This is a genomic window from Rathayibacter sp. AY1H2 (assembly GCF_002931985.1).
In the GTDB taxonomy this organism is placed as follows: domain Bacteria; phylum Actinomycetota; class Actinomycetes; order Actinomycetales; family Microbacteriaceae; genus Rathayibacter.
Genome location: NZ_PSUV01000015.1, coordinates 38,537 through 59,079, shown reverse-complemented (window position 1 = coordinate 59,079; position 20,543 = coordinate 38,537). Strand labels below are relative to the sequence as shown.

Sequence of the window (20,543 nt, the reverse complement as noted above, 5' to 3'; positions counted from 1 at the left end):
CGGCGTGGCCGACATCACGCTGAGGTCGCGCTACTGCGCGACCTTCGCCGCGATGTCGCTCCGATACAGCCCGCCGTCGAGGTGGATCAGGTCGAGCGCGCGGTACGCCCGCTCCCGCGCCTCGGCGAAGTCGGCGCCGCGTGCGACGACGTTGAGCACGCGGCCGCCGGTGGCGACGAAGCTCCCGTCGACCAGCTGGGTCGCCGCGTGGGCGATGGTGACGCCGGGGACGTCCGCCGCCGCGTCGAGTCCGGTGATGGTCCGTCCGGTGACGGCGTTCTCGGGGTAGCCCTCGCTCGCGAGGACGACGGTGACGGCGACCTCGTCCGTGAACGCGGGCCACGGGACGGAGGCGAGCGCGCCGGTGGCCGCCGCGTGCAGCAGCGCGGACAGCGGGGAGGCGAGGCGGGGGAGGACGACCTGGGTCTCGGGGTCTCCGAAGCGGGCGTTGAACTCGATCACGCGCAGGCCCGCGTCGGTCACGATGAGGCCGCAGTAGAGGAGTCCGACGAAGGGGGTGCGCTCGCGCTCGAGCTGGCGGATGGTCGGGATGGCGACCGTGTCGATCACCTCGTCGACGAAGGCGCGCTCGCTCTCCCAGCGGTCGGCGAGCCAGGGGAGCGGGGAGTAGGCGCCCATGCCGCCGGTGTTCGGCCCCTCGTCGCCGTCGCTCAGGCGCTTGAAGTCCTGCGCGGGGGAGAGGGGGACGACGTCGTGGCCGTCGGAGAGGAGGAAGAGGGAGACCTCCTGGCCGGCGAGGAACTCCTCGATGAGGACGTCGCCGGACTGCAGCCAGAACTCGGCGTGCGCGATCGCGGCGCTGCGCGACTCCGTCACCAGGACGCCCTTGCCCGCGGCGAGGCCGTCGGCCTTGACGACCGAGGGGAGTCCGTACTCGTCGATGGCGCGGGTGGCGTCGACCAGGGTGGAGACGCGGGTCGCGCGGCCGGTGGGCACGCGGGCCATGTCCATCACGCGCTTCGCGAAGGTCTTCGAGCCCTCGAGTGCGGCGGCGGCCCGGTCGGGGCCGAAGGTGGGGATGCGGCGCTTGCGGAGCGCGTCGGCGACTCCGGCGACCAGGGGCGCCTCGGGGCCGATGACGACGAGCTCGATGCCCTGCTCCACCGCGAAGTCGCTGACCAGCCGGGGGCTGTTCGTGTCGAAGTGGATGACCTCGACGTCGCGCGCGATGCCGGCGTTGCCGGGCGCCGCGATGATCTCGTGGTGCTCCTCCTCCGCGAGGAGAGCCGTGATGATGGCGTGCTCACGGGCACCCGAACCGAGGACGAGGATCTTCACCCTGACAGGATAGGGCGCCCCGCGCCGGGGCTGGTCCCTGTGACGTCCTCCTCCGCAGGGCGGCGCTGCGGACGCCGACACGCCGGGCGGAGCCCCGCGGAGGCCTCCGGGAGCGAGCGGCGGCGGCAGGATGGGTGGATGGCCAAGGGCAGGATCGACGAGGCGAGCGGGCAGTCCGCGGTGCGGGCGGCGCTCGCCGGAGGAGCGGACCGGAACACGACGGCGACGGCGGTGCGGTTCCTCCTGCAGATCATCGAGACGAACGTCCCCGGACGCAGCGTCGAGGTGCGCGTTCCGCCGTTCGGCGCGGCCCAGTGCGTCGAGGGCCCGGGCCACACCCGCGGGACTCCGCCGAACGTGATCGAGATGGACGCGGCGACCTGGCTGCCGCTCGCGACCGGCTCCCTGCCGTGGAGCGAGGGCCTCGCGAGCGGGCGGATCCACGCCTCCGGAGTGCGCGCGGACCTCACGCCGTTCCTCCCCATCCTGCGCGTCGGCTGAGCGTCGGCGAGTTAACTTCTCGTAAACGCGGCGGCGAGCCGTCGTCAGAACGTTTGACCTGGGCTCCGCCGTCGGGTTGTCTGGGAATAACCCCCTCACGCGGCACGAATCCTCTCTGGATCCACCGCTCGATGCTTGGAGTCCCCTTCACGATGCGCAGTACTTCCCCGGGCCGACGCGGCCTCACCCGACTCCTCTCCGCGACCGCCGTCGGCGCCGTCGCCGGAGCGGCCCTCCTCGGCGCCACGCCCGCCGCGGCGGCCGAGGGCGATGTCGCCATCGACATCCTCTCGATCAACGACTTCCACGGGCGGCTCGCCGCCGACCGCGCCGTCGCCGGAGCCGCAGTGCTCGCCGGTGCCGTCGACTCCTACCGCGCCGCCAACCCGAACACGCTGTTCGTCTCGGCCGGCGACAACATCGGCGCCTCGACCTTCGTGTCGAAGGTGCAGGGCGACATCCCCACGCTCGACTCGCTCAACGCGATGGGCCTCGACGTCAGCACGCTGGGCAACCACGAGTTCGACCAGGGCCGCGCCGATGTCGACGGCCGCGTCGTGGACGCCTCGGCGTTCCCCTACGTGAACGCGAACCTCTACGACACCGCGACCGGCGAGCGCGCCTACTCCCCGTACGTGATCACCGAGCAGGACGGCGTCTCCGTCGCCTTCATCGGCGCGATCACCGAGGACCTCGGCAAGCTCGTCAGCCCCGCCACGATCTCGACGCTCTCCGTCGAGCCGATCGCCGAGAACGTCAACGAGGTCGCCGCGCAGCTCCAGGACGGCGACGCCGCCAACGACGAGGCCGACGTGGTCGTCCTGCTCCTGCACGAGGGAGCCGACGCCGACGCGGCCGAGCTGAACACTCCGGAGGCGGACCCCAAGTTCGGCGCGATCGTCGACGCGGTCGCCCCGAACGTCGACGCGATCGTCTCGGGCCACAGCCACCAGGAGTACGACGCGGGCATCGACGCGGGCCGGGCCTTCCCGACCGTCGTGTCGCAGACCGGCAGCTACGCCGAGAACATCGGCCGCATGTCCCTGACCGTCGACCCGGCGACCAAGCAGCTCACGTCGCTCACCAGCGAGGTCGTGCCGCTGACGAAGGTCGTCGACGACCCGACCTCCGACGACCCGGCCAAGACGATCGTCGTCGGCGCCTTCGAGCCCGACCCCGAGGTCGAGACCATCGTCGCCGACGCCCAGGCCGTCGCCGTCCGCGAGGGCAGCGTGAAGGTCGGCACCATCACCGAGGACATCTCGCGCGCCTACCGCCCGGACGGCACCACGACCAACCGCGGCTCGGAGTCGACCCTCGGCAACCTCGTCTCGGACGCCCAGCTGTGGGCCACCCGTGAGCTCGGCACGCAGATCGCCTTCTCGAACGCGGGCGGCCTGCGCGACGACCTCTCCTACACCGCGACTCCGGACCAGCCCGGCGACGCGGACGGCGTGGTCACCTACGCCGAGGCCTCCGACGCCCAGCCCTTCGCGAACACCCTGGTGACCCTGCAGCTGACCGGCGAGCAGATCTCCGACCTGCTCGAGGAGCAGTGGGTGGGCAGCTCCAGCCACCCGCAGCTGAACCTCTCCACCTCGAAGGACCTCACCTACGTCTTCGACGCCACGGCGCCCGAGGGCTCGCGCATCTCGCAGGTGTTCTTCCAGAACGAGCCGATCGACCCGGCCGCGACCTTCACCGTCGTGACCAGCAGCTTCCTCGCGAGCGGCGGCGACGGCTTCAGCACCTTCACCGAGGGCACCGGCACGGCCGACTCCGGCCGCATCGACCTGGACGCCTTCGTCGGCTACATCCAGGACCTCGGCACCGTCAGCCCCGACCCCGTGCAGCGCACGATCGGCCTGACCGACAACGTCCCGGACTCGGGCGAGTACGCGGTCGGCGACACGATGACCGTCGACCTCTCCTCGCTCCTGTTCAGCACCGGAGCCGCGGCCGACACCACCGTGACCGCGAGCGTCGACGGCACCGTCGTCGGCACCGCGACGATCGACCCGACCCGGGCCGTCACCGACGACTCGACCGGTCGCGCCTCGTTCTCGGTCCCGATCGACGAGAGTCTGGCGGGCGGCGCGCACACCGCGACGTTCGTGCTCGACACCACCGGCACCGAGATCAGCGTCGGCTTCGCCGTCGCGGCCGGCGCCGGAGCGGGCACCCCGACTCCCGGACCGACCACGGAGCCGACGCCCGCGCCGACCACGCCGCCCACCACGGGCCCCGCGCCGACGCCGACCACTGCTCCGGTCGCCGGCTCGCACCACCTCGCCGAGACCGGAGTGGACGCGACCCCCGCGTTCGCCGCCGGGATCGCCGCTCTGCTGCTCGGTCTGGGCATGACGGTCGCGCGCCTGCGCCGCCGCACCGCCGCGAAGTAGCCGCACCGCGCGCACGACGGGCCCTCGACTCCGGTCGGGGGCCCGTCGTCGTGTGCGGGCGAGCCGATGGTCGACCCCCGGGAGCCGTGGCGGGGGGCGCTCCCCGAGGAGCGGCAGCAGCCCCCGGAGACGCGAGAACGCCGCCTCCCGGTCGGGAGACGGCGTCGGAACGCGATGAGGTGCTGTCGCGGAGCGGCGGGGCTCAGTGCTGCGCGGGGACCTGACGGTAGCCGTCGCGGCTGGCGACGAGCACCGTCGACACCGTGCCCCACGCGGCGAGGCCACTGAGGACGACAAGGATTGCGATGCTCATGAGTGTTCTGCCTTTCGTTGCGGCGGCTTCTGATCCATCCGCCGGGATGCTGTGTACAACGTCCAGTGTCCGGCCCCGTGTTCCGTAGGACAATCGAACTGTTCTTGCCCTGACGTGTAGTTTCTCTACATGGACGTGCGACGGCTGGAACTGCTCCGCGAGCTCTCGATGCGCCGCTCGATCACGGCCGTGGCGGAGGCGACGCACCGCACGCCCTCCGCGGTCTCGCAGCAGCTCAAGGTGCTCGAGCGCGAGGCCGGCGTGCCGCTGATCGAGCGCTCCGGCCGCGGCGTGGTGCTCACGGCGGCGGGACGCGAGCTCGCCCGTAGCGCCACCGAGATCGCGATCGCGCTCGAGCGGGCCGACGCCGTCTGGCAGACGTTCAAGAACAACCCGATCGGCGAGGTCACCATCGCGACCTTCCCCACTGCGGGCCAGATGCTCCTCCCGAACGCGCTGGTGGCGCTCCGGAGCGTCGAGGGGCTCGTCGTGCAGTGCGAGGACGCGGACCCCGGCACCGACGAGTTCGCCGACCTGACCGCCGACTTCGACATCGTGCTCGCCCACTCGCCCACCGGCAGAAGCGCCTGGGCCGGTCGCGGACTCGCGATGGCGGAGCTGATGATCGAGCCCCTCGACATCGGCCTGCCGGCCGGGCACCGCCTCGCGGACCGGGCGACGGTCTCGGCGGCGGATCTGGTCGGCGAGACCTGGATCGGCGTCCCGGACGGGTTCCCGTTCGAGCGCGTGATGCAGGACATCGAGACCGCGTCCGGCGAGGCGGTGCGGGTGGAGCAGCGCTTCGCGTCGACCCGCGTGACCGAGGCGTTCGTCGCGGCGGGCCTGGGCATCGCGGTGCTCCCGCGCTACACGGCGGGCGGCGCGGGAGTGGTGGTGAAGCCGCTCCGCGGAGTGAACTCCGTGCGGCACATCGTCGCGCTGATGCGGCCGGACCGGGCGGAGCGGCTCTCGGTCCGCACCGTCGTCCGCGAGCTGCGCGCGCAGGCGGGCCGGCTCGTGCACGCGCTCTGAGCGATCACGGTGCCTCGCCCTCGCCCGCGCGGGGGAGAATGGAGGCATGAGCGATCCCGCCCGCCCCGAGGTCACCCGCGAAGAGGTCGACGTCCGCCGCTCCCCGCGCGTCTGGCGCATCCTGACCCTCGGCGTCGGGCTCGGAGCGATCGCGGCCTTCGTGCTGACCTTCGCGCTGCCCGAGACGCAGGGCTTCTCCCGCGGGCAGGTCTTCGGCTTCAGCCTGCTGCTCTTCGTGACGCTGTTCGGCGCTCTCGCGGGGCTCGTCGTGGTGCTGCTCGACCGGGTCGTCGGCCGGAAGGTCGTCCGGACCACCGCCGAGCGGATCGTCGAGCGCGAGGACGCGGCCGAGGAGCCCGTGGCCGAGGAGGCCCTGCCCGACGCGCGGACGACGTCCGACGAGGACGAACCGCGGACGGGGTCCGACCGGGTCTAGCCGGCGGAGGCGGGCCGCATTGCGGCCGCGGCACTCCGCCCTGCGCTGAGTGTCCCGCCCGCGGCTCGCGCTCGCGGACGGGACCGCGGCGTCAGCGTCCCCGGCGCGACGAGGAGCGGCGGCTGCTGCTCGTCGTGGACGTCGGGCGCTTGGCGGCGGCGCGCTTGGCCTTCTGCGACTTCGAGATCTTCTTGGCCACGAAGGTGAGCAGGAACGGCAGGATTCGGTAGATCACGGGGGACTCCTCGGGTGCATGCGCGCGGGGCCGCGCACCCTCCGATCATGGAGCGGCGCAGGGATCCGCGGCACCCGTTGCGCCGCGCCCGGCGCTGTGCAGAGCTCAGCTCAGCTGAGTGCGCTCCACCCAGTCGAGGTACTCCGGGGTGACGGTGCCCGTGACGTACTCGCCGGTGAAGCAGCTGGTCTCGAGGTCGGTGACGTCCGAGCCCTCGAGGATCGCCGCCTTCATGTCGGCGACCTCCTGGTAGATCAGCTGGTCGGCGCCGATCGCCTCCGAGATCTCGGGGATGCGGCGGTTGTGGGCCACGAGCTCCTGGCGCGAGGGCATGTTGATCCCGTACACGTGCGGGTAGCGCACGGGAGGCGCGGCGGACGCGAAGGTGACCGTGTTCGCGCCGGCCGCGCGGGCCATGTCGACGATCTCCTTGGAGGTGGTGCCGCGGACGATCGAGTCGTCGACGATCAGGACGTTCTTGCCCTTGAACTCGCTCGACATCGCGTTGAGCTTCTGACGCACCGACTTCTTGCGCACCGCCTGCCCGGGCATGATGAACGTCCGGCCGACGTAGCGGTTCTTGTAGAAGCCCTCGCGGTACTCGATCCCGAGCTTCTGCGCGACCTGCATCGCGGCGGGGCGGGAGGAGTCGGGGATCGGCATGACGACGTCGATCGCTCCGCCCGGGGTGTACTGCGCGATGGTGTCGGCGAGGCGGTCGCCCAGGCGCAGGCGCGCCTCGTAGACCGAGATGCCCGACATCACGGAGTCGGGGCGGGCGAGGTAGACGTACTCGAACGAGCACGGGATGAGTCGCGGATCCTTCGCGCACTGGCGGCTGGCCATCCGGCCGTCGGGGGTGATGAAGACCGCCTCGCCGGGAGCGACGTCGCGGACGATCTCGAAGCCCTGCGCCTCGAGCACGAGCGACTCGGAGGCGACGACCCAGTCGTCCGGCGCCCCGGTGTTGCTGCGGCGGCCGACGATGAGCGGGCGGATCCCGAAGGGGTCGCGGAACGCCAGCAGCCCGACGCCGGCGATCAGCGCGATGGTGGCGTAGGAGCCCTCGACGCGCTCGTGCACGCGGGCGACGGCGTCGAACACCTCGTCGGCGTCGAGGTCGCGGCCCGACATCGAGGCCTGCAGCTCGTTCGCCAGCACGTTGACCAGCAGCTCCGTGTCGGAGGTGGTGTTGAGGTGGCGGCGGTCGATGCGGAAGAGCTCCTCGGTGAGCTCGCGCGTGTTCGTGAGGTTGCCGTTGTGGACGAGGATGATGCCGTACGGCGCGTTCACGTAGAACGGCTGGGCCTCCTCCTCGCGCTCGGCGTTGCCCTTCGTCGCGTAGCGCACGTGGCCGAGGCCCATGGATCCGAGCAGCGAGCGCATGTCGCGGGTGCGGAACGCCTCGCGGACCTGTCCCGCGGCCTTCTTGATGTGCAGGGTGCTGCCGTCGGCGGTCGCGATGCCGGTCGAGTCCTGGCCGCGGTGCTGCAGGAGGGAGAGGCTGTCGTAGATGGACTGGTTGACCGGTCCGGAGGACACGATCCCAACGATTCCGCACATGCCGGAGGGGCTCCCAAGGGGATAGCAGGGGGGTTTGACGGTCCATCCTGGCACGCGGGGGACTCATCCCCTAATGGTTCGCCGTGGGCGGATCCGTGGTCGCGGGGGTGCTCAGGGCGGCGTCGACCGGCGGATCGGCCGGGCGGTCGGTCGGGGAGCCGCGCGGCCGCTCAGCTGCTCGGAGCCGTCCAGGCTCCGGCGAGGCTGCGGTCCAGGACGCGGCGCCAGCCCTGCGGAGCCGCGGACTCGCGGCTGGTCGTGCCCGCCATCCAGAGCAGGGCCATCAGGTCGTCGTGGGTGAAGTCGGGGGAGAGGGATCCGTCGCGGTGGGCGGCCTCGACGAGATCCCGGCCGAGCTCGATCGAGCGGTCGCAGGCGTCGATGAGGGCGACTGCGTCGGGGGCCTGCGGAACTGGGTCCTCAACCTCCACTGCGCGCTCGAGCCCCGGGGCGTCTACGCCGCCCACGTGGCGATCACCGCACTCATCGACGGCGGCCACCCGGACGCGGCGGCCGAGGTCATCGCCCGGTCCTACCTCGACCTCCACCGCAGCCGCGACCGCGCCGAGCTGCACTACGTGGCCTGGGACGCGTGACCGCGGGCGCGGAGCGGGAGCCGCCGGTGCGGCGGACCCGGATCCGCGCCGCGGCGGGAGAGGGCAGTCGGTAGGGTCGTCGCGTGAGTGATGAGACGAGCAGCTACGCCCGCGCAGGAGTCGACACGGCGGCGGGGGACCTCGCCGTCGAGCTGATGAAGTCGGCGGTGTCGGCGACGCACGACAGCCGGGTCCTCGGCGGGGTCGGCGGCTTCGCGGGCCTCTACGACGTCTCCTTCCTCCGCGACTTCCGAGCCCCCCTCCTCGCGACCTCGACCGACGGCGTCGGCACCAAGGTCGCGCTCGCCCAGGCGATCGACAAGCACGACACCATCGGGCAGGACCTCGTCGGCATGGTCGTCGACGACATCGTCGTGGTCGGCGCCCGCCCCTTCTTCATGACCGACTACATCGCGTGCGGCAAGGTCGTCCCGGCCCGCATCGCCGACATCGTCGCCGGCATCGCGCGCGCCTGCTCCGAGACGGGCACCGCGCTCGTCGGCGGCGAGACGGCCGAGCACCCGGGCCTGCTCGGACCCGACGACTACGACGTGGCGGGCGCGGCGGTCGGCGCGATCGAGGCCGACCAGGTGCGCGGCGCCGACCGCGTGCGCGACGGCGACGTCGTGGTGGCGATGGCCTCCTCCGGACTGCACTCGAACGGCTACTCGCTCGTGCGCCACATCCTCGCCGAGCGCGGCATCGGCTTCACCGACCGCTCCGAGGAGCTGGGCGGCGTGGTCGGCGAGGTGCTGCTGGAGCCGACCCGCCTCTACACCCGGCCCCTCCTCGACCTGCTCGACGACGCCGAGCTCGGCCCGGCCGTCCACTCCATCAGCCACGTCACCGGCGGCGGGATCGCGGCGAACCTCGCCCGGGTGCTGCCGCGCGGCTCCTGGGTCGAGGTCGAGCGGGCGAGCTGGAGCCCGTCCGACGTGTTCCGCGCGCTCGCCGGGATGTCCGGCGCGACGCTCGAGAGCACCGAGGGCACCTGGAACCTCGGCATCGGCATGTTCGCCGTGGTCGCGGCGGAGGCGGCCGACGGCGTGATCGCACGCCTCGAGCGCTCGGGCGTCCCGTCGTGGGTCGCGGGCCGCGTCTCGACGGCCGCGCGCGGGTTCGAGGGCTTCGAGCAGGGCGCGAAGGGCGTCGACGGCGGAGCGGTCCGCCTGGTCGGGTCCTACGCGGGCTGACCTCCGGAGGCGCCGCGGATCAGCGCGGTGCGGCGTGCGCGCGCTCCCAGGAGTGCTCGTGCCGGGTCAGCAGCCACGAGCCCGCAGCGCAGAGCGCGCAGGCGGCCGCGGTGGCGAGCAGAGCGGTCGCCCAGGTCGGGGCGTCGCGGCTGACGAGCAGGTTCGCACAGGCGACCAGCACGCCGAGGCCGGCGCCCGCGCTGGTGCCGAGCACGAACGGGCCGTCGCGGCGGCTCGCGACGCGCACCGCGACCATGCCGGCGACCGCTCCCGCGCCTCCGACGACTCCGATGCCCGCGCCGGAGGCCGCTCCCATGAGCAGGCCGAAGCTCACCAGCCCGGGCGGGCCGTCGGCGGCGAGGACGCCGGGCAGGTAGAGGACCAGGGCGACGGCGGCGCCGACCGCGCCGCCCACCAGGATCGCGCCGACCAGCAGGGCGGCGGTGACGTAGCCGATCCGCGCGACAGGCCGCGCGGATCCTCCGGGTTCGAACATTCGCGGCTCCATCGACGCGGCCCGCGGGGCAGCGGGCGGTCCTCGGACAGTACGCCCGAACGCCCCTCGGCGGAACCGTCGTCGGGGATCGGCGGGGCTAGCGCCGGAGGGTCTCGCTCGGGAGCTCGCCGAACCGCGTCGCGTAGTGCTGGGCGAAGCGGCCGCCGCTGATGAACCCCCAGCGTGCGGCGACGTCGCCGACCACCAGCGAGCCGATCGATCCGGCCGAGAGCTCCTCGTGCGCGCGCTCGAGGCGGACGTCGCGCAGGTAGTGCCGCGGGGTCTCGCCGAAGGCGCGCTGGAACGCCAGCTGCACGCCGCGGACCGTGAGCCCGGCCGCGTCGGCGATGTCGGCCACTCCGAGGGGCAGGTCGGCGTTGGCCTGCACGAACTCCACGGCCCGGCGGAGGCGCCGCGCGCTGACCGAGGGCGGCATGGCCGGCAGCGGGGCGATGCGGTGGGCGAAGGTCTGCAGGGCGGCGAGCGCGGCGATGCGGGCGACGCCGTCGCGCTGCAGCGCGGTCGGCGTGTGCGCGGAGGCGAGGGTGTCGCGCAGGAGCCGGATCGCGGCCCACCAGGCGGTCGTGTCGCGCGCCACGGGGGCGAACCGCAGCGGGCCGGGCTCGGTGCCGTGCAGCTCGGCGGCGATCGCCTCGAGGTGGGCGGCCTCGAAGTGCACGAGCGCGTCGCGGTACTCGAGGGCCTCGAAGCCGAAGGGCCGGCCGCTCGGGAACATGGCCGGGCGCCCGACGACGAGGCGGTGCTCGTCGCGCCCCAGGTCGAGGGAGGCGCGCCCCGCGGTCAGCCAGAGGGCGACGTAGACGTCGCTCGGGGCCACCGTGCCGCGCACCCGGCCGAGGAAGGAGGCGGAGTGGAGGCTCACGGGCCCGGGCCCGGTCGTCGTGTAGCGGAACGCGAACGGCACGACCGAGCGCTCGGCCCGGAAGCCGGAGCCGTTGTACGAGCCGGCGTAGAAGTCGCGCGCCTCGTCGAGGTCGTTCCCGCGACGCTCCGACTGCCACACGGGCAGCCGTGCGGGCGGGGAAGTGCTCATCCGGTCAGTGTCCCAGGGGGCACCGACATTCTGCACTCAGTGGCGGAAAGCGGGAGAACGTGCTCAGCCGAGCGACCCGCGCTCCAGGTCGGGTCCCTCGCCCGCCGGATCGTCGCCCACACGTGAAACGGGGCCGCCCCGAGGGAGCGGCCCCGATTCACGAGAGGAGTCACGCACGCTTCTGGTGCGGCTCCTCGACGAGGTCCGTGTCGTCGCCGTCGTCCTCGGCGTCGATCCACTTCGAGTAGTCCGGCTCGTCCGGGTGGCTGAGCTCGCGCTCGAGCGCGCTGTAATCGACCGCCGGGCTGAACGACTTCAGCTCACGGGCGATCTTGGTGTTCTTCGCCTTCTGACGGCCGCGCCCCATGGGTGACCCCCTCACGATGACAGGCCAGACGGGCAGTGAGCCGGCTGGGGAAAAGAGCAGACAGGGAAAGTTGAAATCTACGCGGTAGTTTAGCAGACGGGGGACACGCCACCCCGGGCCTCGATCTGCCGGACGGCCGCCCATCCTCGACCGCGTCAGGAGCACCGTGGACAGCGTCGCCCCACCGCGTCCCGTCGTGGTGATCGGCGCGGGTCAGGCGGGCCTGTCCGTGGCCTACTACCTGCGCCGTCTCGGCCTCGTCCCCGGGCGCGACCTGATCGTCCTCGACCGCGGTCCGGAGCCCGGCGGGGCCTGGCAGTTCCGCTGGGAGGCCCTGCGGCTCGGCTCAGCGCACCGCGTGCACGATCTCCCGGGCATGGAGCGGATGGGGCTGTCGTTCCGGACGGCCGATCAGCGGCGACCGGCACGGGACGTGGTCCGCGAGTACTACGGGCGCTACGAGGAGGAGCTCGGTCTCGAGATCCGCCGTCCGGAGTCGGTGCGGCGCGTCACGAGTGCGACGCCGCACGACACGGGGTCGCCGCTCGTCGTCGAGTCCGACCGCGCGGTCGAGCGCGCGAGTCTGCTCGTCAACGCGACCGGCACCTGGGGATCGCCCTTCGTCCCGCACTACCCCGGGCGCGACCGCTTCCGCGGCGTGCAGATCGACCCGACCGAGTACGTCCGCGCCGAGGACTTCGCCGGGAAGCAGGTGCTCGTGGTCGGCGGCGGCACCTCGGCGATCGGCTTCCTGCTGGAGCTCGAGCGGGTGGCGCGCTCGCTGACGTGGGCGACGCGGCGACCGGTGGTCTACCACGACGGCGAGCAGCTGGCGATGGAGTCGGCGGTGGAGGCGGTGGCCGAGCAGGACCGCGCCGCCCGCGCCGGGCTGCCCCTCCCGAGCATCGTCGGCGGCACGGGCGTGCAGCGCACCCGCCGGGTGGTCGCCGGGATCGAGCGCGGGCTCCTGCACGAGCGGGGGATGTTCTCGTCGATCGAGGAGGAGGGCGTGCGCTGGCCGGACGGCTCCTTCACGCGCGCCGACGCGATCATCTGGGCGACGGGCTTCCGGCCGGAGCTGCGCCACCTCGCTCCGCTCGGGCTGCGCGAGCGCGAGGGCGGCATCGCGGTCGCCGACGGAGCCTCGCTGACGGATCCGCGCGTCTTCTTCGCCGGCTACGGCCCGACGGCCTCGACCATCGGGGCGAACCGCTCGGGCCGGCGCATCGCGCGCGCGGTCGTGGCGCGCCTGCCCTGAGCGCGCAGGCCCTGAGCCGGTCTGCCCTGAGCCGGTCTGCCCTGAGCGGCGCGGCGCCTCAGATCCTGCCGTCCCAGTCCACCGGCACGACGGAGCCGCGGTAGCGGATCCCGTCCACGCGGATCCGCCCGGCGAGCGCGGGCGAGAGCGGCGCGACGACCAGGGTGTCGCCTCCGGGAGCGAGCCCCAGCGCCGCCGACAGCACGGCGACGGAGGCGGCCGCCGACCAGGCCTGCGGTCGGCAGGCCGCCGGGTACGGCACCGGCGCGTGCACCTCGGCGGCGGGGTCGCCCGAGTGCAGCTCGGGCATCCGGTAGCCGAAGCCCTCGGCCGCGGCGATCAGTCCGCGCGAGAGGGTCGTCGCCTCCGCCCCGAAGCCCTCCCGGGCGAGCCCGGCGACGGCGATCGCGGTGTCGTGGGCCCAGACCGAGCCGCCGTGGTACGACAGCGGCCAGTAGCCGCCCGAGCCGGTGTCCAGGGTGCGCAGGCCGAAGCCCGAGTCGAGCCCGGGGGAGACCAGCAGCTCGGCGACTCGGGCGGCGTGCTCGGGGGAGAGGATGCCGGTGCCGAGGAGGTGGCCGAGGTTGCTGGTGATCGTGTCGACCGGGCGCCCGGCCGCGTCGAGCGCGATCGCCGGGTAGCCGCCGTCGGCGTCGTCGATCCAGAACGCCTCCGCGAAGCGCGCCTTCAGCGTCGACGCCGCCTCGCGCCACTCCGAGCCGTCACGGCCGAGGTGCTCGAGCAGCGCCGCTCCGCCGACCATGGCCTCGTGGGCGTAGGCCTGCACCTCGCGGAGCGCGATCGGACCCTCCGCGAGCGTGCCGTCGCGCCACTGGATCGAGTCGCCCGAGTCCTTCCAGCCCTGGTTGGCGAAGCCGTGCCCCGTGGTGTCGACGTACTCGAGGAACCCGTCGCCGTCGGAGTCGCCGTCGTCGCGGAGCCAGCGCAGCGCCGCCTCCAGAGCGGGCAGCAGCTGGGCACCGGCAACCAGTACCCGCTGCAGCTCGCGGCCGCGGTGCTGATGTCGATCCCGGTGGCCGTGCTGTTCTTCGTCTTCCAGTGGCGGATCATGAACACGACCGGGGGCGCGGAGAAGGGCTGACGCGGGGGCTCCGGCTCCTGCTGAGCGAGCATCACGCGTGGGTGACCGGTTCCTGCTGATCGAGCAGCGCACAGGGCGCGTATCGAGATCCGTGTCCGTGCGACGGGTCTCGATACGCCCCTGCGGGGCTGCTCGACCAGCATGCGGGAGTGCCGCCGCTACTTCGCGAGGAACTCCAGGACGACGCGGTTCCACTCCTCCGGGTGGCTCACGGTCACTCCGTGCGGGGCGCCGTGGACGACGTGCAGCTCGGAGCCGGGGATCGCCGCGTGGGTGCGGGCGCCGGAGCCCTCGAACGGAACCGTGCCGTCGCCGTCGCCGTGGATGACGAGCGCGGGCACCGACACGTTGGGCAGGTCCTCGCGGAAGTCGGTGGTCGCGAACGCCGTCATGCAGGCGAGGGCGGCGTGCTTGGCCGACTGCTTCGCCAGAGCGATCGCCTCCTGGCGCTGCTCCTCCGTCACCTTCAGCACGCCGTCGACCGAGAAGAAGTCGGTGGTGAACTGGTCGTAGAAGTCGTCCTCGCTCTTCGTGAGGCCCGCGGTCATCTGCGCGGCCTGCGCCTTCTCGAGCGGGCCGTCCGGGTTGTCGTCCGTCTTCATCAGGTACGGCGGGACGGCCGAGGCGAAGACGACGCTGTGCAGGCGATCGGCGCCGTACTTCGTGAAGTAGCGGGCGACCTCGCCGCCGCCCATCGAGAAGCCGACCAGGGTGACGTCCTGCAGGTCGAGCTCGGTGAGGAGGGTGTGCAGGTCCTCGGTGAGCGTGTCGTAGCTGTAGCCGGTGAGCGGCTTGTCGCTGCGCCCGAAGCCGCGGCGGTCGTAGGTGACGACGCGGTAGCCGGCCTCGGCGAACGCGGGGACCTGCTCCTTCCACGACTCGCCCGAGAGGGGCCAGCCGTGGATGAGGACCACGGGGCGGCCCGATCCGCCGGTGTCGTCGACGTGCAGGTCCGTGTCCTTGAAGAGTCCGTGGTGGGCGGTGATCTCGGCCATGGCGAGTGCTCCTTCCGACGCCGACGATCGGCGTCACTCGATGTTCGAGGACGTCCCTGCGAGCGGATGGCCGGGGCGGGGAGGGTTGACAGCTCCCGTCACTCCGCGACGACGGCCGCGGCGAGGCCCCGCAGCGCGGTGTGCAGCCCGGGGCTCATGGGCAGCCCGGCGTCGAGCACCGCGTTCGCGGCGGCGACCAGCACCGGTGCCGCGGGGGAGGAGACCACGGTGAGGCCGGCGGGCGGATCCGCGTCGCCCGAGGGCCGCACGACCAGGACGAGCCGGGAGCTGGGAGCGCTCGTGCTGATCGTCGCTCCCGATCGGGCGGGCAGCACCGCGAGGGTGCCGCGGCCGACGAACTCGCGTTCCTCCCGGCTGGCGACGGTGAACGCGCCCTCGAGCGGGAGCAGGAGCACCACCGACCCCGGGTCGGCGCGGGGGCTCGGGCGGAAGTCGATCGTGCCGGCCGTGTGCCAGATCCGGCGAAGGAGCACGCCCTCGGCGGCCGCTTCCTGCCCAGTGACGGCGAGGGCGGGGTCGGGCCCGGCCTCGGCGTGGCGGGCCCGCAGCCAGTGCCGGGCGGAGTCGCCGCGGAGGGGCATCGGGTGGATCAGCGGATCGGACACGGCGGCTCCCGAGGAACGCGGACCTGAATCGGCCGAGACAGTGAGGAACCATCATCCTAGGAGCGGCGGGAGGCGTCGTCCCCGGAGTGGCGCGTCCTCATATGCCGATGCCGCCCCGGCCGCGCTGAGCGCGACGCCGGAGCGGCATCCCAAGGGTGGTGCGGACTACTGGAATCCGCCGCCGCGGTCCTCCGGGTCCTCGATCGGGTCGGAGTCGGGCGTGTCGATCGAGTAGGTCACGTGGACCGCCTCGCCGACCTCCTTGGCGGAGACGGCGTTGTAGACGAGGTGCGTCTCCTGGCCGTCGACGGCGGCGTAGACGTCGACCTCCTTCTCGTAGCCCCCCTCGGTGCTGACGCGGTTCTCGGTCTGGCCGTCGAACGGCCCGCCCTGGAAGAAGGCGAGGTAGCTCTCGCCCTCGGCGAGTGCGCGGATGTCGTTGCTCATGCCCCCAGGTCTACCACTCGGTGCCTCCCCGCCGCTCGGCCTTGCGCTCGGCGGGCGGAGGAGGGCCGGGAGCGGCAACGACCGGGCCGCGAGGCGGTGGCACTGCTCGACGGGATCTCTCCGCACGCGCCGTCAGGGCACGAGCCGCTGTGTGATCGAGGCCGTCGGCCCGCTCAGCGCGATCTCGGCGAGCGCGCCGTTGACCAGGGGCATCTGCGGCGGCTGGTGCCCGGTGTCGACGTCGAGGATCACCGGCACACCGAGGTCGCCGAGAGCGCGCCGCACCGCGTCCTCCTGGCTCAGCTCGGGCAGGGACGCGCCCTCGGTCCGGCCGATCAGGACGCCGGTCGCCTGCTCGAACCACCCCGCGAGGCGGAGGGAGGTGAGCATCCGGAGCACCGAGACGGAGTCGGACCCGGCCGCCTCCAGGTAGACGACGGTGCCCTCCGGCGCGTGCCGGCGAGCGAAGCCCGGAACGTCGCCGTAGGGCGTGCCCGCGAGCAGGGACACCGTCTCGAGGCATCCGCCGATCAAGCGGCCGGACATCGCCGCGTCCGCTGACCCGTCGAGCGAGCGCCAGCGGGTCGGCTCCTCGTAGGCCCGATCGCGGTCGAGCGGCTCGTCCGCCCACGCACCCCACGGACGGCTCCGGCGTCGCGGCGCGGCGTGCTGCGTGAACGCGGCTCCGGGCTCGAGGCCGGCGACCTCCGTCCAGCGGTGGAACCCGACCGGCAGCTCCCACGGCTCGTCCATCAGGTTGGCGCCGTGGATCGTCGCGAGCCCGGTCGTCGTCGTCAGGGGCAGGAGCAGCGTCGAGACGTCCGACCAGCCGACGAACCAGGGCCGGGCCTCCGCGAGGGCGTGCCAGTCGAGCCTCTCCAGCAGCTCGACGGCGAGCTCGCCGCCCCACGGAGGAAGGACCGCGTCCCCGCTCCGGAAGGCGTCGTGCAGGTCGGCCGCCCGATCCGCGGCGGACGCCGGAGCGAGTCCGCCGAGGAGGGCGTGCGGCCTGAGCCGAACGTCGTAGCCCGCCGAGCCGAGTCGGCGCGCGGCGTCCTGCAGCCGGTCGTGCAGGTGCGCGGGGACTCCCATCGAGGGCGCGGGCACCTCCACCCGGCCTCCGACGCGAAGGGGCGCGGGGTACGTGATGCTCGCCATCCGACGACGCTAACGCCCCTCGCGGCGACCGGCTTCGGATGCCCGGTCCGGCGAGTACCTCCGCGCCCTTCCTGCCCCGACTCGCCGGCTGGCCACCGAGCGCGATCGTGAGGAGGGTCGGCGCGAGTGCCGCCCACCCACCCACTCGTGCGCAGCGCCGCCCGCCGGGAAGAAAGATGGGGCCGGGAGGCGCACCGGAACGTGACGTCGCGGTCTCGCGCAGGCGTCTCGGGCCCGCGGCTGCCGGCGGCGATCAGCGCCACGCGGCGCCCCTCAGCTCGTGAGGCGGCCGATCTCGTCATCGGAGAGGAGGCGGTCGGAGGAGAGCACGATGCGAGCCGCGGGGTCGGGTCTGTGCGCGTCCGGGCCCGCCCACCTCTGTTCGAGACCGAGTCGAGCGACCGTGCGGTGCGATCGCTCGTTCCGTTCCGCGACGACCGCGGTCACGGGGAGCTCCGGCCGGAGCCGCCGCGCCCGCGCGATGCCTGCGGAGGCGACCTCCTGGGCGTACCCCCTGCCCCAGTGGTCCGGATGGACGGTGAACGCGACGTTCCAGGCCGTGTCGGCGAGGAGGCTGCATCCGCCGATCCCGATCGCGCCGTCCGCGCCGCCCTCGGGACTCCGCAGCCGGACGACCCAGCTGCTGAGGTCGTCCCGTGCCCACTGCGCCGTCCGGCGGGCGAGCACCGCCCGGGTCTGCTCGATGGAGCCGTGTCGGAGGAGGACTGCGGGGAGGGGCCCCGGCCGTCGTCGTCGCGGTCCGCGTCCGTGTCGTGTCCATGCCGCGTCCCCCGTCGCCGCGGTCCGGTCCGTGCTGCCCCGACGCTATCCGCTCGCCGTCCCGCCGTCACCCAGCACCTCGAAGTGGGCCGCGTGCCCGGGTGGGGTCAGCACCGCGCCGCCCCGGCCGAACGCCGAGAACGTAGGATGTCCGGGATGACGATCGGACGCCGCCTCTTCCTCTCGGGAGCCGCCACGGGAGTCGGGCTCCTGGCCCTCGCGGGCTGCACGCCGTCGCGTCCGACGCCGACCCGCTCGGTCACGAAGGCCCCCGTGCCCACGCCGAGCACCACCGCCGTCCCCGCGCCGGCCGCCTTCGTGCGCTCCGGCTGGGCCGAGGATCCGTACGCGCTCGGCTCCGTCTCCTACCTGCCCGTCGGCGCGACGCCGCAGCACCGCACCGACCTGGGCACCGCGGTCCTCGACCGCGTCTTCCTCGCGGGCGAGGCCACGGACACGGAGGCGCCCGGCACGCTCCAGGGCGCCTGGAGCTCCGGGGTCCGCGCGGCCGCCGAGATCAGCGCCGTCGCCGACGAGGGCGAGCGGATCGCGATCATCGGGGCCGGTCTCGCCGGAGCGGTCGCCGCGCGGCGCCTGTCCGACGCGGGCTTCGACGTCACCGTGGTCGAGGCGCGCGAGCGCACCGGCGGCCGCATCGCCACCGCGACTCCGGACGGCTGGCCGATCGCCGTCGAGACCGGCGCATGGGCCCTCACCGGCGCAGGAGCCGCCCTGCGCGAGAGCATCGCGGACGCGGGCGTGGTCACGACCGCGGTCGACCTCGCCGACGTCCGCTCGAGCGACGCCGACGGCGCGGCTCTCGACACCGGCACCACGGGTGCCGACGCCCTGACCCGTGCTCTCGAGTGGGGAGCGGAGCAGCCGGAGGACCTGGCGCTCGCCGAGTCGTTCGCCGGCTCCGGAGCGCCCGATCCCGCCGAGGCCGAGCCGGGCTCCGGCGACGGCGACGCCGCCCGCGTGGCGGCGCACCTCGCCGGGACGACCGCGCTGCGCACCGGCGCCGCTCCCGAGGAGCTCTCCTCCTGGTACGGACTGGGCGACGCCTCCGCCGCCACGACCGCGGAGGAGCTGAGCGACGACTCCGGCGACGCGCTGCTGACCGACGGGCTCGCGCCGCTGGTCGACACCTTGCTCGCCGACGTCGAGGTCTCGCTGCGCGCCGTGGTGAGCGGCATCGGCTACACGGAGACCGGCGTCAGCATCCGCCTGGGCACCGGCGAGTCGTTCACAGCCGACCGGGTGCTGGTCACCGTGCCGATCGGGGTGCTCCAGACGGACGCGATCGCCTTCGACCCGCCGCTCCCGTTCGCGCAGCGCGCGGCCGTCGCGGCCCTCGGCTCCGGTGTCGTCGAGACGCTGTGGCTGCGCTTCGACGAGGCGTTCTGGGAGGCCGACGCCCCCGCGCGCTGGTCGCTCGTCGGCTCCGAGGCGGGCATCACCGAGTGGCTCAACCTCCAGCCGTCGACCGGCGAGGCGGTGCTCGTCGGGCTGGTCGGAGCGGATCAGGCCCTCTCGCTGCAGGATCTCAGCGACGACGAGCTGGTCACCCTCGCGCAGACGGCGCTCGAGCCGTTCGCCGTCGTCCCCGGCTGACGAGCTCGCGGAGCCGCGCCAGCGGGCCCCTCCACTCCGACGCGTGCGCCGCCCCGAGCGGCCGCACCCGGCTGAGCGCGAGGACGAACGCGGCGATGCCGGAGATCAGGCTCAGCACGATCACGTCGTAGAGCACGAACATCACGGGGCCGTCGACCTGGCCGGGGTCGAGGAAGAAGTACGGGTACCAGCCGATGAGGGCCCCGCGGACCAGGGTGATGACGCCCCAGACGATCGGGAAGCCGAGCACGGTCAGCGCCCCGCGCCAGGCGACCGGGCGGCGGCCGGGTCCGAGGATCCAGTCGAGGATCGCGAGCGTCGGGATCACGAAGTGCAGGAGCGCGCTCGACCAGGGCACGTCGACCCGCACGCCGCGGTTGTTGGCCTCCACCGCGATCAGCCCGAAGACGATCCCCGACACGACCATGTAGGTGAGCACGAGCGCCCGCACGGTGCTGAGCCAGCGCGGCTCCCGCTCGCGCGCGAGGGCGACCAGGCCGGACATGCCCAGCACCACGACCCCGGCCATGTTCGACTGCGTCGTGAAGTAGGCGAAGAAGTTGTCGATCTGGAACGCGCGGAAGCCCAGCGTGTAGAAGAAGTCGCCGACGAGTCCGACCGCGCCCAGCCCGGCGAGGGCCAGGCGGAGGATCGCGAACGCCTTCCGCACACCCGCTCCGATCCGTCGCCGCTGGGCCCGGAGGGCCGGACTTCCGGACGATTCTACGGTCGCCGCGCTCGGAGCTCCCCGAGCGCGCGGCTCCACCGAGCGGGGGAGGCGGGCCCCGCGGAGGCGACCTAGCGTCGAGGGATGGTGCGCGCACAGGACGGGAAGGGTTCGGGTCGGATGTCGTCGGAGGAGGCGTCCCGGCGCTGGAACGCGGTCACGGGTCCGCTGTTCCTCGCGGCGGGAGCGGTCTTCGCGGTCCTCGGGAATCCGGTCTGGCCGGTGTTCCTCGTCCTGGGGATCACGTTCCTCGGGCTGACCGCCGGCCCCGGGAGGCCGACGCACCGGAGTGGAGCCCAGGAGCCGGACCGCGATCGGTGACGTGCGCTTCGCGACGCGGACACTCGCC

22 protein-coding genes and 2 pseudogenes are annotated in these 20,543 nt (G+C 73.5%); 10 read left to right on the top strand and 14 right to left on the bottom strand.

Going from position 1 to position 20,543, the window contains the following annotated elements; all coding sequences use genetic code 11:
- Positions 1-30: 30 nt before the first annotated feature.
- Complete coding sequence (gene purD / locus C5C29_RS11855; RefSeq protein ID WP_104223771.1) at positions 31-1,299, bottom strand: phosphoribosylamine--glycine ligase; 1,269 nt, start codon at positions 1,297-1,299, stop codon at positions 31-33.
- Between the two features lie 138 nt (positions 1,300-1,437).
- Here purD and C5C29_RS11850 point away from each other — a divergent pair, with 138 nt between their 5' ends.
- The 4 genes from C5C29_RS11850 (at position 1,438) to C5C29_RS11835 (ending at position 5,983) form a co-directional block, all read left to right on the top strand.
- The gene (locus tag C5C29_RS11850) at positions 1,438-1,800 is read left to right on the top strand and encodes a sterol carrier family protein (RefSeq protein ID WP_104223770.1); all 363 of its coding nucleotides are present in this window, start codon (positions 1,438-1,440) and stop codon (positions 1,798-1,800) included.
- 152 nt (positions 1,801-1,952) lie between these two features.
- Positions 1,953-4,202, top strand: a complete 2,250-nt coding sequence (locus C5C29_RS11845) for a bifunctional UDP-sugar hydrolase/5'-nucleotidase (RefSeq protein WP_181074946.1) — start codon at positions 1,953-1,955, stop codon at positions 4,200-4,202.
- A 442-nt stretch (positions 4,203-4,644) separates the two neighbouring features.
- Complete coding sequence (locus tag C5C29_RS11840) at positions 4,645-5,547, top strand: LysR family transcriptional regulator (RefSeq protein WP_104223768.1); 903 nt, start codon at positions 4,645-4,647, stop codon at positions 5,545-5,547.
- 46 nt (positions 5,548-5,593) lie between these two features.
- Positions 5,594-5,983: a hypothetical protein gene (locus C5C29_RS11835; protein ID WP_104223767.1), complete on the top strand. Its 390-nt coding sequence runs from the start codon at positions 5,594-5,596 to the stop codon at positions 5,981-5,983.
- Between the two features lie 91 nt (positions 5,984-6,074).
- Here the strand turns inward: C5C29_RS11835 and C5C29_RS17170 are convergent, their stop codons facing one another.
- The 3 genes from C5C29_RS17170 to C5C29_RS16830 all read right to left on the bottom strand — a co-directional run bounded on the left by C5C29_RS17170 (position 6,075) and on the right by C5C29_RS16830 (position 8,212).
- Complete coding sequence (locus C5C29_RS17170) at positions 6,075-6,218, bottom strand: hypothetical protein (RefSeq protein ID WP_181065538.1); 144 nt, start codon at positions 6,216-6,218, stop codon at positions 6,075-6,077.
- 105 nt (positions 6,219-6,323) lie between these two features.
- On the bottom strand, positions 6,324-7,781 hold the full coding sequence (gene purF / locus C5C29_RS11830) for an amidophosphoribosyltransferase (protein ID WP_104223766.1): 1,458 nt from the start codon (positions 7,779-7,781) through the stop codon (positions 6,324-6,326).
- Between the two features lie 170 nt (positions 7,782-7,951).
- The gene (locus C5C29_RS16830) at positions 7,952-8,212 is read right to left on the bottom strand and encodes a hypothetical protein (RefSeq protein WP_104247385.1); all 261 of its coding nucleotides are present in this window, start codon (positions 8,210-8,212) and stop codon (positions 7,952-7,954) included.
- Positions 8,213-8,248: 36 nt separating this feature from the next.
- Here C5C29_RS16830 and C5C29_RS17540 point away from each other — a divergent pair, with 36 nt between their 5' ends.
- Together C5C29_RS17540 and purM are read left to right on the top strand one after the other, a co-directional pair.
- Positions 8,249-8,377: a hypothetical protein gene (locus C5C29_RS17540; protein WP_258062282.1), complete on the top strand. Its 129-nt coding sequence runs from the start codon at positions 8,249-8,251 to the stop codon at positions 8,375-8,377.
- 83 nt (positions 8,378-8,460) lie between these two features.
- On the top strand, positions 8,461-9,570 hold the full coding sequence (purM, locus tag C5C29_RS11820) for a phosphoribosylformylglycinamidine cyclo-ligase (protein ID WP_104223764.1): 1,110 nt from the start codon (positions 8,461-8,463) through the stop codon (positions 9,568-9,570).
- 19 nt (positions 9,571-9,589) lie between these two features.
- Here the strand turns inward: purM and C5C29_RS11815 are convergent, their stop codons facing one another.
- From C5C29_RS11815 to C5C29_RS11805, 3 genes are all read right to left on the bottom strand, one after another.
- The gene (locus C5C29_RS11815) at positions 9,590-10,066 is read right to left on the bottom strand and encodes a hypothetical protein (protein WP_104223763.1); all 477 of its coding nucleotides are present in this window, start codon (positions 10,064-10,066) and stop codon (positions 9,590-9,592) included.
- A gap of 97 nt (positions 10,067-10,163) precedes the next feature.
- Positions 10,164-11,120, bottom strand: coding sequence for a helix-turn-helix transcriptional regulator (locus C5C29_RS11810; protein ID WP_104327895.1), 957 nt, complete (start codon positions 11,118-11,120; stop codon positions 10,164-10,166).
- Positions 11,121-11,289: 169 nt separating this feature from the next.
- Positions 11,290-11,487 (bottom strand): DUF3073 domain-containing protein, encoded by a 198-nt coding sequence (locus C5C29_RS11805; RefSeq protein WP_097167615.1) that lies wholly within the window; start codon positions 11,485-11,487, stop codon positions 11,290-11,292.
- 166 nt (positions 11,488-11,653) lie between these two features.
- Between C5C29_RS11805 and C5C29_RS11800 the strand changes: the two genes are divergently transcribed.
- Positions 11,654-12,745: an FAD-dependent oxidoreductase gene (locus tag C5C29_RS11800; RefSeq protein WP_104223761.1), complete on the top strand. Its 1,092-nt coding sequence runs from the start codon at positions 11,654-11,656 to the stop codon at positions 12,743-12,745.
- Positions 12,746-12,803: 58 nt separating this feature from the next.
- Here C5C29_RS11800 and C5C29_RS11795 read toward each other — a convergent pair.
- A pseudogene (locus C5C29_RS11795) lies at positions 12,804-13,718 on the bottom strand (amylo-alpha-1,6-glucosidase); the annotation flags it as partial.
- Between C5C29_RS11795 and C5C29_RS11790 the strand changes: the two are divergent.
- A pseudogene (locus tag C5C29_RS11790) lies at positions 13,701-13,847 on the top strand (carbohydrate ABC transporter permease); the annotation flags it as partial. The pseudogenes C5C29_RS11795 and C5C29_RS11790 sit on opposite strands and share 18 nt — an antisense overlap.
- Before the next feature lie 158 nt (positions 13,848-14,005).
- Here the strand turns inward: C5C29_RS11790 and C5C29_RS11785 are convergent.
- The 5 genes from C5C29_RS11785 to C5C29_RS11765 form a co-directional block, all read right to left on the bottom strand.
- Positions 14,006-14,842: an alpha/beta fold hydrolase gene (locus tag C5C29_RS11785; protein WP_104223760.1), complete on the bottom strand. Its 837-nt coding sequence runs from the start codon at positions 14,840-14,842 to the stop codon at positions 14,006-14,008.
- Positions 14,843-14,940: 98 nt separating this feature from the next.
- A complete protein-coding gene (locus C5C29_RS11780) occupies positions 14,941-15,468 on the bottom strand; it encodes a hypothetical protein (protein ID WP_104223759.1) in 528 nt (175 codons plus the stop codon).
- A 165-nt stretch (positions 15,469-15,633) separates the two neighbouring features.
- Entirely contained in the window at positions 15,634-15,915 is a 282-nt protein-coding gene (locus C5C29_RS11775; RefSeq protein ID WP_104223758.1) for an oligoribonuclease, read from the bottom strand.
- 132 nt (positions 15,916-16,047) lie between these two features.
- Positions 16,048-17,073, bottom strand: a complete 1,026-nt coding sequence (locus C5C29_RS11770; RefSeq protein ID WP_104223757.1) for an LD-carboxypeptidase — start codon at positions 17,071-17,073, stop codon at positions 16,048-16,050.
- Between the two features lie 273 nt (positions 17,074-17,346).
- Complete coding sequence (locus tag C5C29_RS11765; RefSeq protein ID WP_104223756.1) at positions 17,347-17,778, bottom strand: GNAT family N-acetyltransferase; 432 nt, start codon at positions 17,776-17,778, stop codon at positions 17,347-17,349.
- A gap of 231 nt (positions 17,779-18,009) precedes the next feature.
- Here C5C29_RS11765 and C5C29_RS11760 point away from each other — a divergent pair, with 231 nt between their 5' ends.
- Positions 18,010-19,467, top strand: coding sequence for an NAD(P)/FAD-dependent oxidoreductase (locus C5C29_RS11760; protein WP_181074944.1), 1,458 nt, complete (start codon positions 18,010-18,012; stop codon positions 19,465-19,467).
- Here the strand turns inward: C5C29_RS11760 and C5C29_RS11755 are convergent.
- Positions 19,418-20,137 carry a Pr6Pr family membrane protein gene (locus C5C29_RS11755; RefSeq protein WP_104223754.1) on the bottom strand — a complete coding sequence of 240 codons (720 nt, stop codon included), beginning with the start codon at positions 20,135-20,137 and terminating at the stop codon, positions 19,418-19,420. The two genes, C5C29_RS11760 and C5C29_RS11755, sit on opposite strands and share 50 nt — an antisense overlap.
- Positions 20,138-20,278: 141 nt before the next feature.
- Between C5C29_RS11755 and C5C29_RS11750 the strand changes: the two genes are divergently transcribed.
- A complete protein-coding gene (locus C5C29_RS11750; protein WP_146082242.1) occupies positions 20,279-20,515 on the top strand; it encodes a hypothetical protein in 237 nt (78 codons plus the stop codon).
- The last annotated feature ends 28 nt before the right edge of the window (positions 20,516-20,543 follow it).